This is a genomic window from Streptomyces katrae (genome assembly GCF_000717655.1).
Lineage (GTDB): Bacteria > Actinomycetota > Actinomycetes > Streptomycetales > Streptomycetaceae > Streptomyces > Streptomyces katrae_B.
The window spans coordinates 209,451-225,237 of sequence record NZ_JNZY01000003.1 but is presented as its reverse complement, the minus strand read 5'-3'; the positions used below and the strand labels follow the sequence as shown (position 1 = coordinate 225,237).

Annotated in this window: 16 protein-coding genes; 9 read left to right on the top strand and 7 right to left on the bottom strand. The window is 69.1% G+C overall.

From position 1 onward, the window contains the following. Positions 1 to 73 precede the first annotated feature (73 nt). Both dnaN and dnaA read right to left on the bottom strand, forming a co-directional pair. Positions 74 to 1,204 carry a DNA polymerase III subunit beta gene (gene dnaN / locus IF09_RS0106015; RefSeq protein ID WP_030153167.1) on the bottom strand — a complete coding sequence of 377 codons (1,131 nt, stop codon included), beginning with the start codon at positions 1,202 to 1,204 and terminating at the stop codon, positions 74 to 76. An 879-nt stretch (positions 1,205 to 2,083) separates the two neighbouring features. Next, entirely contained in the window at positions 2,084 to 3,847 is a 1,764-nt protein-coding gene (gene dnaA, locus IF09_RS0106010) for a chromosomal replication initiator protein DnaA (protein WP_078613074.1), read from the bottom strand. 355 nt (positions 3,848 to 4,202) lie between these two features. On the opposite strand from dnaA, the gene rpmH reads away from it, so the two are divergent. From rpmH to IF09_RS0105975, 9 genes are all read left to right on the top strand, one after another. Next, a complete protein-coding gene (gene rpmH, locus IF09_RS0106005; protein WP_018547628.1) occupies positions 4,203 to 4,340 on the top strand; it encodes a 50S ribosomal protein L34 in 138 nt (45 codons plus the stop codon). Positions 4,341 to 4,361: 21 nt separating this feature from the next. After that, positions 4,362 to 4,736, top strand: coding sequence for a ribonuclease P protein component (rnpA, locus tag IF09_RS42595; protein ID WP_078613073.1), 375 nt, complete (start codon positions 4,362 to 4,364; stop codon positions 4,734 to 4,736). Beyond that, a complete protein-coding gene (yidD, locus tag IF09_RS42590) occupies positions 4,733 to 5,014 on the top strand; it encodes a membrane protein insertion efficiency factor YidD (protein WP_078613072.1) in 282 nt (93 codons plus the stop codon). The genes rnpA and yidD overlap by 4 nt, the downstream gene beginning before the upstream one ends. A 3-nt stretch (positions 5,015 to 5,017) precedes the next feature. Further along, positions 5,018 to 6,121, top strand: a complete 1,104-nt coding sequence (gene yidC / locus IF09_RS0106000; RefSeq protein WP_030292638.1) for a membrane protein insertase YidC — start codon at positions 5,018 to 5,020, stop codon at positions 6,119 to 6,121. Positions 6,122 to 6,136: 15 nt separating this feature from the next. Next, positions 6,137 to 6,649 carry a protein jag gene (locus tag IF09_RS0105995; RefSeq protein WP_030153171.1) on the top strand — a complete coding sequence of 171 codons (513 nt, stop codon included), beginning with the start codon at positions 6,137 to 6,139 and terminating at the stop codon, positions 6,647 to 6,649. 113 nt (positions 6,650 to 6,762) lie between these two features. Next, the gene (gene rsmG / locus IF09_RS0105990; RefSeq protein ID WP_037634083.1) at positions 6,763 to 7,506 is read left to right on the top strand and encodes a 16S rRNA (guanine(527)-N(7))-methyltransferase RsmG; all 744 of its coding nucleotides are present in this window, start codon (positions 6,763 to 6,765) and stop codon (positions 7,504 to 7,506) included. 235 nt (positions 7,507 to 7,741) lie between these two features. Next, complete coding sequence (locus IF09_RS0105985; protein ID WP_078613071.1) at positions 7,742 to 8,827, top strand: ParA family protein; 1,086 nt, start codon at positions 7,742 to 7,744, stop codon at positions 8,825 to 8,827. Next, positions 8,824 to 9,918 carry a ParB/RepB/Spo0J family partition protein gene (locus IF09_RS0105980; protein ID WP_078613070.1) on the top strand — a complete coding sequence of 365 codons (1,095 nt, stop codon included), beginning with the start codon at positions 8,824 to 8,826 and terminating at the stop codon, positions 9,916 to 9,918. The genes IF09_RS0105985 and IF09_RS0105980 overlap by 4 nt, the downstream gene beginning before the upstream one ends. A gap of 106 nt (positions 9,919 to 10,024) precedes the next feature. Then, positions 10,025 to 10,642, top strand: a complete 618-nt coding sequence (locus IF09_RS0105975) for a GNAT family N-acetyltransferase (RefSeq protein WP_030292633.1) — start codon at positions 10,025 to 10,027, stop codon at positions 10,640 to 10,642. A 101-nt stretch (positions 10,643 to 10,743) separates the two neighbouring features. On the opposite strand, the gene trxA is transcribed toward IF09_RS0105975, so the two are convergent. From trxA to IF09_RS0105950, 5 genes are all read right to left on the bottom strand, one after another. After that, entirely contained in the window at positions 10,744 to 11,085 is a 342-nt protein-coding gene (gene trxA / locus IF09_RS0105970) for a thioredoxin (RefSeq protein ID WP_030292632.1), read from the bottom strand. 53 nt (positions 11,086 to 11,138) lie between these two features. Further along, complete coding sequence (gene trxB / locus IF09_RS0105965; RefSeq protein WP_030292631.1) at positions 11,139 to 12,098, bottom strand: thioredoxin-disulfide reductase; 960 nt, start codon at positions 12,096 to 12,098, stop codon at positions 11,139 to 11,141. A gap of 125 nt (positions 12,099 to 12,223) precedes the next feature. Further along, on the bottom strand, positions 12,224 to 13,171 hold the full coding sequence (locus IF09_RS0105960; protein WP_030292630.1) for an anti-sigma factor family protein: 948 nt from the start codon (positions 13,169 to 13,171) through the stop codon (positions 12,224 to 12,226). Beyond that, on the bottom strand, positions 13,168 to 13,869 hold the full coding sequence (gene sigM / locus IF09_RS0105955) for an RNA polymerase sigma factor SigM (protein ID WP_030292629.1): 702 nt from the start codon (positions 13,867 to 13,869) through the stop codon (positions 13,168 to 13,170). Before sigM ends, IF09_RS0105960 begins: the two co-directional genes overlap by 4 nt. A 144-nt stretch (positions 13,870 to 14,013) precedes the next feature. Beyond that, on the bottom strand, positions 14,014 to 15,741 hold the full coding sequence (locus IF09_RS0105950) for a protein kinase family protein (protein ID WP_030292628.1): 1,728 nt from the start codon (positions 15,739 to 15,741) through the stop codon (positions 14,014 to 14,016). Between the last annotated feature and the right edge of the window lie 46 nt (positions 15,742 to 15,787).

The following is a 15,787-nucleotide window of genomic DNA, read 5'->3' as shown; positions in this document are numbered from 1 at the left end:
CGGGTGCGTGTGGGGCGAACGCCGTCGGGCCCGGCCCCGCAGCCTGCGAGACCGGGCCCGACGAAGGCGTGCGTCAGCCGGACAGGCGCACCGGCATGATCAGGTACTTGTACGCCTCGTCGGCCTCGGCGTCGACCGCCGGGCGGCCGCTCAGCAGCGCCGGCTTCGTGGACGTGGTGAAGCTCAGCTGCGCGGCCGGGGAGTCGATCGCGCTCAGGCCGTCCAGCAGGAAGGTCGGGTTGAAGGCGATCGAGATGTCGTCGCCCTCGAGCTTGGCGTCCACACGTTCCACAGCCTGTGCATCGTCGGAGGAACCCGCCTCCAGGATCAGCACGCCCTGCTCGAAGCTGAGGCGGACCGGGGTGTTGCGCTCGGCGACCAGGGCCACGCGCTTGACGGCCTCGACGAACGGGGCGGTCTCGATCACGGCGATGGAGTTGAACTCCGTCGGGAACAGCGTGCGGTACTTCGGCAGGTCGCCTTCGAGGAGGCGGGTGGTGGTGCGGCGGCCGGCGCCCTCGAAGCCGATGAGGCCCTCGCCCGCGCCGGAGCCCGAGAGCGCCAGGGTGACGGTGTCACCGCTGGTCAGGGACTTGGCGGTGTCCAGGAGCGTCTTGGCGGGCACCAGGGCCACGGCGGACGCGTCCGGGTTCTCCGGCTTCCACAGGAACTCGCGGACCGCGAAGCGGTAGCGGTCGGTGGAGGCCAGGGTGACGCGGTCGCCCTCGATCTCGATGCGGACACCGGTCAGCACGGGCAGCGTGTCGTCGCGGCCGGCGGCGATGGCGACCTGGGCGGCCGCGGAGGCGAAGACCTCACCGGGCACGGTGCCGGTCGCGGTCGGCATCTGCGGCAGCGCCGGGTACTCCTCCACAGGCAGGGTGTGGAGTGTGAATCGCGAGGAGCCGCAGACCACGGTCGCCCGTACACCGTCTGTGGAAATCTCCACCGGGCGGTTGGGGAGGGCCCGGCAGATGTCGGCGAGCAGCCGGCCGGAGACGAGGACGGTGCCGTCCTCCTCGACGTCCGCCTCGACGGAGACGCGGGCCGAGACCTCGTAGTCGAAGCCGGAGAGGGACAGGGTGCCCTCCTCGGCCTTCAGCAGCAGGCCCGCGAGAACGGGCACCGGCGGCCGGGCCGGGAGGCTACGGGCAGCCCAAGCCACCGCCTCCGCGAGTACGTCGCGCTCCACCCGGATCTTCACCGGAACCGCCTCCTGCTGTTGCTCGCTCGTCTGCCGGCCTTCGTCGTCGGCTCGATGCCTCGATCCTCGATGCCCTCGATGGCTCGGAGCCTCGTTGCCGGGGACCAGTCTGACGTACGGCGCCGACAGTCGCTGCTGCCGGAGGTCAAGTCGGGAGCGAGGCGTCGGGGAGGCGTGCCCACCGAGTTGTGCACAGGACCCGCTTGAAAACCGAAACCGGCCTAACTCTCTATGGGGGTAGTAGTAGGGCCTGTGGAAACGGTGGATAAGCCCGTTCTCGCAGGTCAACCCGCGTTTTTTATCCACCGGGCCTGTGGGTGACACCGGTGGACAACACGATGTCTCTGTGGAGAACGAAAAGTTCTGCACAGTCCGTCCCCAGGGGACCCCGACTACTCCACAGGTGTGTCCCCAGCTTTCCCCCGGTACTCCACAGCCCAAACGTCGACTTCTGTGTGACGGCTTTCACTCGGGGCAGTGACGGGGGGTGCAATGTTGCCGAACAGTGGACAACGGTGTGGGTAACTCGTCGGATCCTGTGCACAGCATCCGGCAACCTGTGGGTCGGCGGTGGACAGAGGCGTGGACGAGCCTGTGGACGAAACTTCTGTCCACAGCCTGTGGATGACGCTTGCGCACAATTCCACAGGGGGCTGACCAGGGTTGATGGGGGCTCATACGGCACCCCTGTGGACAGATTGTGGGCGACGGGAGCCGTCCCCACCCTGTGGACGGAGGAAAGTCCGGGAATCTGTGGATGAGTTGCTCCACAGGGGGCGTATTCGAACAGGTCGGAGGCGCGCGGACGAAGAAGGGCGCCCCCGAAGTACCCCGGGAGCGCCCTCTGGATGTGTTTGAAGAGGCTCGGCTTGGCCGTCCTCAGCCGTTCTTGATGCGGTTGGTGAGCTCGGTGACCTGGTTGTAGATGGACCGCCGCTCCGCCATCAGCGCGCGGATCTTGCGGTCCGCGTGCATGACGGTGGTGTGGTCGCGGCCGCCGAACTGCGCCCCGATCTTGGGCAGGGACAGGTCCGTGAGCTCCCGGCACAGGTACATGGCGATCTGCCGGGCGGTGACCAGGACGCGGCTGCGCGAGGAGCCGCACAGGTCGTCCACGGTGAGGCCGAAGTAGTCGGCGGTGGCCGCCATGATGTCCGACGCCGTGATCTCGGGCGCGGAGTCCTCGCCGCCGGGGATCAGGTTCTTGAGGACGTCCTCGGTCAGGCCCAGGTCGACCGGCTGCCGGTTCAGGCTCGCGAAGGCTGTGACCCGGATCAGCGCCCCCTCCAGCTCGCGGATGTTGCGCGAGATGCGGGAGGCGATGAACTCCAGTACCTCCGGCGGGGCGTTGAGCTGCTCCTGGACGGCCTTCTTGCGCAGGATCGCGATACGGGTCTCCAGCTCGGGCGGCTGGACGTCGGTGATCAGGCCCCACTCGAAGCGGTTGCGGAGCCGGTCCTCGAGGGTGACGAGCTGCTTGGGCGGCCGGTCGGAGGACAGCACGATCTGCTTGTTGGCGTTGTGGAGCGTGTTGAAGGTGTGGAAGAACTCCTCCTGCGTCGACTCCTTGCTCGCGAGGAACTGGATGTCGTCGACGAGGAGGATGTCCATCTCGCGGTAGCGCTTGCGGAACGCGTCGCCCTTGCCGTCGCGGATCGAGTTGATGAACTCGTTGGTGAACTCCTCGGAGCTCACGTACCGCACCCGGGTGCCGGGGTAGAGGCTCCGCGCGTAGTGCCCGATGGCGTGCAGCAGATGCGTTTTGCCAAGACCCGATTCCCCGTAGATGAAGAGGGGGTTGTACGCCTTGGCGGGCGCTTCGGCGACGGCCACCGCGGCGGCGTGCGCGAAGCGGTTGGAGGCGCCGATGACGAAGGTGTCGAACAGGTACTTGGGGTTCAGCCGGGCGGTCGGCTCGAGCGGGCCCGACGTGGAGCCGCCGGACGGGGCCGGGGGCGGCACGGGCCGGCCGGGCGCCGGGCGGGGGGCCGGCTGCTCGTACTGCTGCTGTTCGTACTGATGGGACTGCTGCTGGCGGGGCTCGTACTGCTGCTGCTCGTAGCCGCCCTGCTCGTAGCCGCCCTGCTCGTAGCCGCCCGGCTCGGACTGCTGGAGGTAACCCGGCTGCGGGGAGGCGTACGGGTCGCGCTCGGGGAAGCCGCCGAGGCGCGGCTGCTGCCAGCCGTAGTCGTCCTGCTGGCCGCCGCGGGGCCAGGAGCCGGGCTCGGGGCGCGACTGCTGGTAGTCCGGGTAGGCGGGGCGGGCGGTCGGGAGCTGGTCGTCGGCGGGGCCGCCGGGGCGCTGGCCGCCGTACGGCTCGTACGACTCGGGGCGCTGCTGCGCGGGGGCGGCCAGGGGCGCGGGCTCGCCGGCGGAGTCGTCCACGGTGATGGCGATGCGGATCGGGCGGCCGCACTCACGGCTGAGCGCATCGCTGATCAGCGGGGCGAGCCGGCCCTCCAGGACGCGCTTGCCGTACTCGTTGGGGACGGCGAGGAGCGCGGTGTCGGCGACGAGAGCCAGGGGCTGACAGCGTTCGACCCACTGCTTGTCCTTGGGCTCGATCGCCTGCTGTCCCTCCCCGAGGAGCTTCTCGAGCACCCTTGGCCACACTGCGGCAAGATCGGCAGGTACGTCAGCCACAGAGCACGCTCTCTCACAGGGGTCCCACGAATGTGTGGTTCTTTGGGACGGTCGGGACAAAAAATCCGGGATCAGACAACGGTAGTCAGGCCGACGGGTACGGTTCAAGTCGTTGTCCACAGCCTGTGCACAGTGTGGGGGCACGTAGCCTCGGTTTGACCGGATGGCGTAGCCGCGCGTACCGTAACGAGGTCGAGTTGTCGATGGCTGCTGCCGCCTGCCTACCGATGGGCGAAGGTCACCTTTTGTGATCGTTTAGCGGTGCCACTCGGGCGAACACGCGAGTTTCCTCGTGGGCGCACGGTGACAGCCAGGCGATGTCCCGCCACAACGATTTATTCTCTGGAGCCCCCGAGTGAGCAAGCGCACCTTCCAGCCGAACAACCGCCGTCGTGCCAAGACCCACGGCTTCCGCCTGCGGATGCGTACCCGTGCCGGTCGCGCGATCCTGGCGAACCGCCGCAGCAAGGGCCGCGCCGCCCTCTCCGCGTAACAACGCGCAGGTCGTGACGTCGTGCTGTCTCCCGAGAATCGGCTGAGGCGGCGTGAGGACTTCGCGAGCGCGGTACGTCGAGGCCGGCGGGCTGGTCGCCCGCTCCTCGTCGTCCACCTACGTACAAGCGGTGCAACGGACCCGCACGAGCCGGGGGAGATCGATCCCTCGACGCGTGCGGGTTTCGTTGTCAGCAAAGCCGTGGGTGGCGCCGTCGTCCGTAACCGGGTGAAGCGCCGTTTGCGCCATCTTGTCCGCGAGCGGCTGTCCCAGCTGCCCGCCGGTAGCCTGGTGGTGGTACGGGCATTGCCCGGCGCGGGTGATGCCGGTGCCGACGAACTGGCCCGGGACCTGGATGCCGCCCTGTCGCGGCTCCTGGGAGGCGTGGCTCGATGAAGTACCCGCTGCTCGCATTGATCAAGCTGTACCAGTGGACGATCAGTCCGCTGCTCGGGCCGGTGTGCCGTTACTACCCCTCGTGCTCGCACTACGGGTTCACGGCCATCGACCGGCATGGTGCGGTGAAGGGGACGGTTCTGACCGGCTGGCGGATCCTGCGGTGCAATCCGTGGTCCGCCGGTGGTGTCGATCATGTCCCACCCCGTAAACGCCCGCGTTGGCACGAGCAGCTGCGCAGTGCGTTGCGTAGATCTCGCAATGCTCAAGGAGCCTGATTAGTGGACACGATTGCCAGTCTGTTCAGCTTTATCACCACGCCCGTCTCGTGGGTCATCGTCCAGTTCCACAGCCTGTACGGCGCCCTCTTCGGCCCGGACAGCGGCTGGGCCTGGGGCTTGTCCATCGTGTCCCTGGTGGTCTTGATCCGTATCTGCCTGATCCCGCTCTTCGTGAAGCAGATCAAGGCGACGCGCGGTATGCAGGCGCTCCAGCCGAAGATGAAGGCGATCCAGGAGCGCTACAAGAACGACAAGCAGCGCCAGTCCGAAGAGATGATGAAGCTGTACAAGGAGACGGGTACCAACCCGCTCTCCTCGTGCCTCCCCATCCTGGCGCAGTCCCCGTTCTTCTTCGCGCTCTACCAGGTGCTCGCGAGCATCGCCAACGGCAAGACCATCGGCGTGATCAACGAGTCGCTGCTGGAGAGTGCCCGGCAGGCACACATCTTCGGTGCCCCGCTGGCAGCGAAGTTCACGGACAGCGAGGAGAAGGTCGCCTCGCTCGGCGCCTCCCTGACCGACGTCCGCATCGTGACCGCGGTCATGATCGTCCTGATGTCGCTGTCACAGTTCTACACCCAGCGTCAGCTGATGCAGAAGAACGTCGACCTCTCGGTCAAGACGCCGTTCATGCAGCAGCAGAAGATGCTGATGTACATCTTCCCGCTGATCTTCGCGTTCATGGGCATCAACTTCCCCGTGGGTGTCCTCGTCTACTGGCTGACCACGAACGTGTGGACCATGGGCCAGCAGATGTACGTGATCAACCAGAACCCGACGCCGGGCAGCAAGGCGCAGGACCAGTACCTGACCCGTCTGCTGAAGCACGTCACCACGCACGGCGATGTCAAGGGCCGGGGCAAGAAGAAGATCGTCGCGGCGATCGTGGCCAAGGGGCCGGACCGCAACGACAACGAGCGCAAGTTCATCACGGCTCTCACGAAGCAGGGTCTGGCTGCCCAGGCGGACGGGTCTGTGATCAAGAGCGTCGAGGCCACGGCCGACTCGGACGCGGCGAGCGGTGGTGCCGCCAAGCGGCAACAGCCGAAGCGGCAGTCGAAGTCACAGCGTCAGACGCCCCCCAAGCCCTCTTCCAAGAAGTAAGAAGGAGTCCCTCCCGTGACGGAAGGCACCACCACCGCCGCCGCTGAGAGTGGCGACACCCTGACCCGCCTCGAGCAGGAGGGCGAGATCGCGGCCGACTACCTCGAGGGTCTGCTGGACATCGCCGACCTGGACGGGGACATCGACATGGACGTCGAGGCCGACCGGGCCGCGGTGTCGATCGTCAGCGACTCGGCCAGCCGTGACCTGCAGAAGCTCGTGGGCCGCGACGGTGAGGTCCTGGAGGCTCTGCAGGAGCTCACGCGCCTCGCCGTGCACCGGGAGACCGGGGACCGCAGCCGGCTGATGCTGGACATCGCCGGGTTCCGTGCGAAGAAGCGCGAGGAGCTGGCGGCCCTGGGCGCCCAGGCGGCCGCGGACGTGAAGGCGTCCGGTGAACCGCTGAAGCTGGCGCCGATGACGCCCTTCGAGCGGAAGGTCGTCCACGACGCCGTGGCGGCCGCCGGTCTGAAGAGCGAGTCGGAGGGCGAGGAGCCGCAGCGCTTCGTCGTCGTGCTCCCGGCCTGATCGCGACCCTGACTGTTCGGCCCCGTCTGTCTCGCAGACGGGGCCGAAGTTTGTCAGCCTGGCAGTGCCCGTTCGGGCGGTACCAGTTTTGAGCAGTGCGTTTTCAACGATCCATGCGGTACGGAAGGACGGTCCCCGTGACGGAGGCAGCAGCGGAGCTTCCCCCGGCGCCCGAAGAGGCGCGCGCGGTGTTCGGTGAGTTTTTCCCGGAAGCTGTGCGGTATGCGGAGCTGCTGGCGGACGCGGGGGTCAAGCGCGGCCTGATCGGCCCGCGTGAGGTGCCACGGCTGTGGGAGCGGCACCTGCTGAACTGCGCGGTGCTCTCGGAGGTGGTGCCCGAGGGCGTCACCGTGTGCGATGTCGGCTCGGGTGCCGGCCTGCCCGGTATCCCGTTGGCTCTGGTCCGGCGCGATCTGAAGATCACGCTGCTGGAGCCGCTGCTGCGGCGTACGACGTTCCTGCAGGAGGCCGTGGAGCTGCTGGGCCTTGACCATGTCACGGTGGTGCGCGGCCGGGCCGAGGAGGTCCTCGGCAAGGTGCAGCCGGTGCATGTGGTGACGGCGCGCGCCGTGGCTCCGCTGGACCGGCTGGCGGGCTGGGGCGTGCCCCTGCTGCGCCCGTACGGGGAGATGCTGGCCCTGAAGGGCGACACCGCCGAGGAGGAGCTGGTGGCGGCGAAGGTCGCGCTGGCGAAGCTGGGTGTGGTGAAGACCTCGGTGCTGCACGTGGGCGAGGGTGTGGTGGATCCCATGTCGACCGTGGTCCGGGTCGAGGTGGGAGAAAGCCCCGGTGGGGTGAGGTTCGCGGCCAAGCGGGCTAAGGCCGCTCGCACCAGCCGCACCCGTCGGCGTCGCTGATTTCGGGTGCTTTGAGCCCTATAGGTATGCATTTCGGAGTGTCGTAGCGGCCTGATGACTCCGTCCGGGCATCGTGTTTCACGTGAAACGTCGCTCTCTGCTGCACGGAATCATCAGCCGCGGCCGTGCGGCTGCGTCCCCCCGCCCACGCAAGAACGAAGGGGGGACGGAGTTGTCCACATCGGTGGATTCATCCACAGGAGTACGGCCCCCGCTGGTTCGCGACCCACATGCCATGGCAGGCTCTGTTCATCGCGAGCCTGATGTCGAGGAGAGTGACACCGTGCGGTCCGACGCCAACCTCGCGGGGCCGATGGCCGATCCGGTCCCCGGTCCCCGCTCTGAATCGGCGCGCGAGGATGTTTCACGTGAAACATCCTCGCCCCTTGTAGACAACGACACACCCATCGGCCGTGCCGCCCAGCTGGCGGTCGAGGCACTGGGGCGCGCCGGCGAGGGGCTGCCCCGCCCGGAGCAGACGCGGGTCATCGTGGTCGCCAACCAGAAGGGCGGCGTGGGCAAGACCACGACGACCGTGAACCTGGCGGCCTCGCTGGCTCTGCACGGAGCGCGGGTCCTGGTGGTCGACCTCGACCCCCAGGGCAACGCCTCCACGGCGCTCGGTATCGACCACCACGCGGATGTGCCCTCGATCTACGACGTACTCGTGGACAGTCGGCCGCTGCTGGAGGTCGTCCAGCCGGTGGTGGACGTGGAGGGGCTCTTCTGCGCTCCGGCCACGATCGACCTGGCGGGTGCGGAGATCGAGCTGGTGTCGCTGGTGGCCCGGGAGAGCCGGCTGCAGCGGGCCATCCAGGCGTACGAGCAGCCGCTCGACTACATCCTGATCGACTGCCCGCCCTCGCTGGGGCTGCTGACGGTGAACGCGCTGGTGGCCGGCGCCGAGGTGCTGATCCCGATCCAGTGCGAGTACTACGCGCTGGAGGGTCTGGGTCAGCTGCTGCGGAATGTCGACCTGGTGCGGGCCCACCTGAACCCCACGCTGCATGTCTCGACGATCCTGCTGACGATGTACGACGGCAGGACCCGGCTGGCTTCGCAGGTGGCGGAGGAGGTGCGCACCCACTTCGGCAAGGAGGTGCTGCGCACGAGCATCCCGCGGTCGGTGCGCATTTCCGAGGCGCCGAGCTACGGCCAGACCGTGCTCACCTACGATCCGGGTTCCAGCGGTTCTCTCTCCTACCTGGAAGCGGCGCGTGAGATCGCGCTGCGGGGGGCCGGAATTTCGTACGACGCCCAGCACGCCCATCTGGGCGCGGGCATGAACAGCACGCAGAGTGTGGCGGAGGGGATCCAGTGAGTGAGCGACGTAGGGGTCTGGGACGGGGGCTCGGTGCACTGATCCCCGCAGCTCCGCAGGAGAAGACGCCGCCGGTGATCGGTGCCGGGTCGATGTCCCCGTCGGCGGTGCCGGTCATGACATCGGAGCGCGGAATCGCGGCGGCGAAGCTGGCTTCGCTGGCGCAGGCGGATGTTTCACGTGAAACATCGGCGGTTGCGGTCGCAGTGGCGGATGAGCCGGCGGCATGGGAGCCCGAAGCCAATGTGGTCGCCGGGGCGACGTTCGCCGAGCTCCCGATGGACGCGATCACGCCGAACCCGCGGCAGCCTCGTGAGGTCTTCGACGAAGACGCGCTGGCGGAGCTCGTGACCTCCATCCAGGAGGTGGGTCTGCTGCAGCCGGTGGTGGTGCGGCAGTCCGCTCCGGGCCGCTACGAGCTCATCATGGGTGAGCGCCGTTGGCGGGCGTGCCGGGAGGCCGGGCTGGAGCGCATTCCGGCGATCATCCGTGCGACGGATGACGAGAAGCTGCTGCTGGACGCACTGCTCGAGAACCTGCACCGGGCGCAGCTGAACCCGCTGGAGGAGGCGGCTGCTTACGACCAGCTGCTCCAGGACTTCAATTGCACGCATGACCAGCTGGCGGACCGGATCGGGCGCTCGCGCCCGCAGGTGTCGAACACGCTGCGTCTGCTGAAGCTGTCGCCGCCGGTGCAGCGCCGCGTGGCCGCGGGTGTGCTCTCCGCGGGACATGCGCGGGCACTGCTGTCGGTGGAGGAGTCCGAGGTCCAGGACCGTCTGGCACACCGCATCGTGGCCGAGGGCCTGTCGGTGCGCGCGGTCGAGGAGATCGTGTCGCTGATGGGCTCGGAGCCCTCCGGAGCTGTGAAGCCGAAGGGTCCGCGGGCGGGCGCCCGGGTGGCTCCGGCGCTCAGCGAGCTGGCGACGCGGCTGTCCGACCGGTTCGAGACGCGCGTAAAGGTGGATCTGGGTCAGAAGAAGGGCAAGATCACCGTCGAGTTCGCCTCGATGGAGGATCTGGAGCGGATTCTGGGGACGCTGGCACCGGGCGAGGGCCGGGTGCTGGAGCAGGGTCTGTCTGGGGAGTGAAGTCCCCGGCCGCCGAGGGGCGGGTCGTGCCGGTGCGAACCGGCGCGGTCCGCCCCTTTGCCTTGTAGCGGTTTCTCCTGATTCGGGCAGTGGATACGATGCGCTCATGGGGCGTCGGTTGGTACCACTCACGCTGGACAACCTTCAGGACCTGCCCAGGCGTTGCCGGTCCTGTGTGTTCTGGGAGTTGGATCCGGTCAGCGGTGAGGCCGCCGTGAAGGCAGGGACTCCGGCGCTGGAGAAGGAAGCGTGGATCTCCGCCGTCCTGCTGGAGTGGGGTTCGTGCGGCCGCGTGGTCTACGTGGACGATGTCCCGGTGGGATTCGTGCTGTACGCGCCGCCTGCGTATGTACCGCGGGCCGCGTCCTTTCCGACGAGTCCGGTGTCGCCGGATGCGGTGCAGCTGATCACTGCGTGGATCATGCCGGGCTATCAGGGGCAGGGCCTGGGACGGGTGATGGTCCAGACAGTGGCCAAGGACCTGCTGCGGCGCGGGTTCAAGGCGATCGAGGCGTTCGGAGACGCGCGGTGGGAGGGCCCGGCGTGCCTGCTGCCTGCGGACCACTTGCTGGCCGTGGGCTTCAAGACGGTAAGGCCGCATCCCGTGCATCCGCGGCTGAGGCTGGAGATGCGCTCGACGCTCTCGTGGAAGGAAGACGTGGAACTCGCGCTGGACCGGCTGCTTGGTGCGGCGCGGAAGGAGCCCGCGCTGCGTCCGCTGTGACGGCCGGACGGCCTGTGATGTGCGAACGGGGCCGCCCCTCGCGGGGGCGGCCCCGTTTCACGTGGAACTCACCCGGCTGCTGCCGGGCGGAGCCCCGGCCGTCAGACGGCCTTGGCCTGGATGAACCCCTCGAGGTCGCGCAGGATGGCGGCCTTCGGCTTGGCACCGACGATGGTCTTGGCGACCTCGCCGCCCTGGTAGACGTTCAGCGTCGGGATGGACATGACGCCGTACTTGGCGGCGGTGGCCGGGTTCTCGTCGATGTTGAGCTTGACGATCTCGATCTGGTCGCCGTACTCGGCGGCGATGGCCTCGAGGGACGGCGCGATCTGGCGGCACGGTCCGCACCAGGCGGCCCAGAAGTCCACGAGGACGGGCTTGTCGCTGCCGAGGACCTCGGTGTCGAAGTCAGCGTCGGTCACGTTCTTGAGGGTGCCGGCCACAGCGGCCTCCTATTTCTTCCTGCGGGGTGTGGGGTGGGGGGTGTGCGTGAGGGTCAGACCGTCGCGTGGGCCTTCTCGGCGTCCGCGAGGGCGGAGAGGAAGCGCTCGGCGTCGAGGGCCGCGGAGCAGCCGGTGCCGGCGGCGGTGATGGCCTGACGGTACGTGTGGTCCACGACGTCGCCGGCGCCGAAGACGCCGGTGAGGTTGGTGCGCGTCGAGGGGGCGTCGACCTTGAGGTAGCCCTCCTCGTCGAGCTCCAGCTGGTCCTTGAACAGCTCGGTCCGCGGGTCGTGGCCGACGGCGATGAAGAGGCCCGTCACGGGGAGCTCGGAGGTCTCACCGGTCTTGGTGTTGCGCAGGGTGAGGCCGGAGAGCTTCTGCTCGCCGTGGATCACGGCGACCTCGCTGTCCCAGGCGAACTTGATCTTCGGGTCGGCGAACGCGCGGTCCTGCATGGCCTTCGAGGCACGCAGGCTGTCGCGGCGGTGCACGATGGTGACGGACTTGGCGAACCGGGAGAGGAAGGTCGCTTCCTCGATCGCGGTGTCGCCGCCTCCGACGACGGCGATGTCCTGGTCCTTGAAGAAGAACCCGTCGCAGGTTGCGCACCAGGAGACACCGCGGCCGGAGAGGGCGTCCTCGTTCGGCAGTCCGAGCTTGCGGTGCTGGGAGCCGGTGGTGACGATCACGGCCTTGGCGCGGTGCACGGTGCCGGCGGTGTCGGTGACGGTCTTGATCTCACCGGTGAGGTCCACGGACACGATGTCGTCGGGAACCAGCTCGGCGCCGAAGCGCTCGGCCTGGCCGCGCATGTTGTCCATGAGGTCCGGACCCATGATGCCGTCCTGGAAGCCGGGGAAGTTCTCGACCTCGGTGGTGTTCATCAGCGCACCACCGGCGGTGACGGCGCCTTCGAAGACCAGCGGCTTGAGCGAAGCGCGTGCGGTGTACAGGGCTGCCGTGTAACCGGCCGGCCCGGAACCGATGATGATCACGTTTCGTACGTCGCTCACGGGTTTTTTCCTCGTCTCTGTGGACTGCGCACTGCTTGCCGGGGGGCCGGTGTGGACTCTCACCCCACCCAACGGATCCTACGGCGCTTGCATTCCCGGCCCGCTCCCTCGCGGTCCCGAAGGTGTCAGCTCCGGGGGTATGTCCTGGTCAGCAATGGTTTGCTGGGGCCGTCCGACGGGGTGTTCGTGCACTCGGTACCCACGAGGTAGGCGTCCACACGGGCAGAGTCGCCGGGGTGCGGCAGTACGAGGAGGTAGACCTCCGTGCCCTCGTAGCTGCCCCGTTCGGCGGCGAGCGGGGTGTCGGGGCGACCGGTGGCGCCCTGGACACAGGGCGGGACCGGGGCGGGTTCCGTGCGGTTGCGGTCACCGGGGACCGGTCCAGGTGAGGGAGTGGTGTTCTCCAACCCGTACGTGTTGTTCGGCTGTTCTCCCTGCGGCGAGGTCTTGGCGCCCTGCCCGGGGACCAGGAGCCTGCGGACGCTGCCCTGGAGGCCCTGCGCGGTGTACGTACCGTCCGTGGGGGCCTCGGCAGCCGTGCTCGTGCCGGATTTGCGGGCGGCGGTGTCCGGAGAGCCGGTTCCGAGCAGGTTGCCCGCAAGGAAGATGCCGAGGGCGCAGGCGGCCGCTCCGGCGAGGCCCGCGATGACGGCGATGCGGCGGCGGGCGCGGCGGCGTCCCGGGCCGGTTGCTCCGGCCGGGTGACCGGCGGGCCGCCGAGTACCCGGACCGGCGGGTGCGGCAGGCGATGTTTCACGTGAAACATCGCGTGGCGTGCCGGGCTCGGAGGCCTGGGCAGCCCCCGCCCTGGGCGTGGTGGAGTCGAGGAGGGCCTCGGCGGCGAGGGCCGCGTCGATACGCCCGGCGATGTCGGAGGGCATGCGAGGGGGCCCCGGCAGGGTGCCGAGGAGCGCCCGGATCTCCTCCAGGGAGGCGTGGACGTCGGCGCACAGCGGGCAGTCGCCCAGATGGCTGCGTACCTCGGCGGTCCGGACCGGGGACAGGAGCCCTTCGGTCAGGTCGGAGATCTCCGAGACGTCAGGGTGCCGGATCGTGCCGGTTGTGGGAGTCACGTTCGTCCACCTCCGCCCTTCACCGTGTCTGCGTCTGGGGCTGGCTGACTGGGGTCTGCCGCTGGTGGGACGGGCGTCCCCGGCGTCCGGTTCCTTCCCCGCTGCGCGGCGGTGTTATCCCCGGCATTCGAGCGCAGATGAGTGAGCATCGGGAGGAGTTTCGCCCTGCCGCGCGCGCAGCGGCTCTTCACGGTGCCGGCGGGGACGTCGAGGATACGTGCGGCCTCGGCGACGGGGTATCCCTGCATGTCGACGAGGACGAGGACGGCCCGCTGCTCGGCCGGTAGCGTGCCGAGGGCGGCCAGCAGCTGCCGGTGGAGCTCCTGGCGCTCCGCGGGGGCCTCGGCGGACTCGTGGGGCTCCAGGAGGCGCTCCAGGCGCTCTGTGTCGTCGAGGGGTGCGGTCTTGCGGGAGGCGGTCTTGCGGGCCCGGTCGAGGCAGGCGTTGACGGTGATGCGGTGCAGCCAGGTCGTGACGGCCGATTCCCCGCGGAAGGTGTGGGCGGCCCGGTAGGCGGAGACGAGGGCGTCCTGCACGGCGTCGGCGGCCTCCTCGCGGTCGCCCAGCGTGCGCAGGGCCACCGCCCACAGCCGGTCGCGGTGCCGCCGCACGAGCTCCCCGAACGCGTCGGGATCACCGGCGCCATGCAGCGCCAGCAGTTCCTGGTCGCTCCGGTCGTCTCCCGTTGCAGAGTGCATCACACCTCGCTTCTTCCCGGGATGGAGCGTAGAGCCTGTGCGAGCCGCGCACGAGGGGCCGGTTCACACGCCGGGAGCCACGGTCCGCCGGGGGGAGGACAGGACTCCCCGGCCGCACCATGGCTCCCTCGCCGTGCGGTGGGCTCAGCCTGCCGGGCCGAGCACTTTGATCTCGCCGATTCCGCCGCGGTAGCCGTCGCCACTGCCGTCGGACGGCAGTGTGGTGATGTGGACGAGCACGAAGCGGGTCTTAATCGGGGTGTCCACGGTGGCCTGCAACTTCTTCCCCGTATTGCCCAGTTTGACGAGCTCCTGGGGGAAGTCGGAGATGCCGTGCGGCGAGGAGGCCTCGGGGGCGGCGGCGCGGACCTCGACCTTGTGTCCCGCGGCGTACATGTCCGCCTCGATGCCCGTCACCTCCTGGACGCTTCCGAGGTCGACGACGATGCCACTGCCGTCGTCGTAGCTGTCCAGGTTGCCGAACTTTCCGCCGTAGCCGTAGAAGATCTTGGTGATCCATGCGGTGTCGGGGTTGCCGTCGACGGCCTTGCCGGCGTCCTCGGGTTTGATCGGGTCCTTGCCGAAGGTGGCGGCGCTGCCGATGTGCAGCGGTTTGCTCTCCTTGGGCTTCTTCTCGTCCTCGTTCGTCTTCGTGGACTGAGAGTTGCTGGTACCGCCGTTGTCGCCCTTGCCGCGGTCCAGGAGCGTGTCGGCGAGCTGCCAGCTGCCCAGGCCGAGGGCGGCGATCAGCAGGGCGGCGACACCCCACTTCAGAACCCGGCCGGTGCGGCTCTGCAGCGGGGCCGGCGGGACGGCGACGGGCTGGGGCACGCGCCCGCCGGGGTGCGTCGGAGGCCGGCCGTAGCTGCCCTGCTGGTAGGTGGTGTGCTGGTACTCGGGAGGCGCGGTGAAAGCGGGCTCCGGCGGCTTGATGCGGGGCATCGCTGCGACGGCCTTGGCCAGTTCCTCCGGGGTGGTGCAGGCGGGCTCCTGACGGGAAGCGGTGGCCCCGTCATTGGCGAGGGCACGCATGGCGAGCTCCCCCAGCCCCCGGTGCACCCCGGCGCGGACCTGGTCGGGGGCGATCAGCCCGACGCCCTTGGGCAGGCCGGTGAGACCGTAGGCGTCGACCTCGTACGGCCAGCGCTGGGTCAGGGCGGCGTACAGCAGTGCGCCGATGGCCTCGGTGTCCGCGCGCTGCGGGGTGTCGCTGGTGATGCCGCGCAGCGCGGCGTTCACGGCGAGCCCGCGGATCCGGTACTGGCCGGTGGAGGTGCGCAGTATCGCGCTCGGCGTGAGGCGCAGGTGGGCGAGGCCCTCGCGGTGCGCGGCGGCCATGGCCTGGGAGACCTGGGTCACGAGCTGGTAGGCCTCGTGGGGCTCCAGGGGGCCCGCGGCGAGGAGTGCGGTCAGCTCGGTGGCGTCGGGCAGCCACTCGTGGACGACGTAGACGAGGTCGTTCTCTTCCACGGCGTCGAGGACGTGGACGAACCGCGGGTCGCCGAGCAGCGCGGAGGAGCGGGCGGCGGCCAGGACGGCGCGGGCCCGAGGGTGGTCGGCAGGCAGCAGATGGACGCCCACGGCCCGGCGCAACTTCTCGTCCATCGCGCGCCAGCTGCTGAATCCGTCCAGACGGGTGACGCACTCTTCGAGACGGTAGCGCCTCGCGAGCTTGTGGCCGCTGTGCAGTTCGGGGGCGGCAGCAGGGGCCGCTTTTCTGCGTTCGCCGTCCTTTTCTGGCATGGGTCCGTCCGCGGCTCGTCCGTTCTGGGTGTCCACCCCGTCGGCCGTGACCTTTGCCGCATCTGCGGCCGGCGGCTCGTCGCCGCCGTTGTCGGCCACGTCGACGGCAGCCGTGCTACGTTCCGCCACCGTCGTTCCTGCCTCCCCATCCGTTACGCGCTGTCGGCCAGTCTGC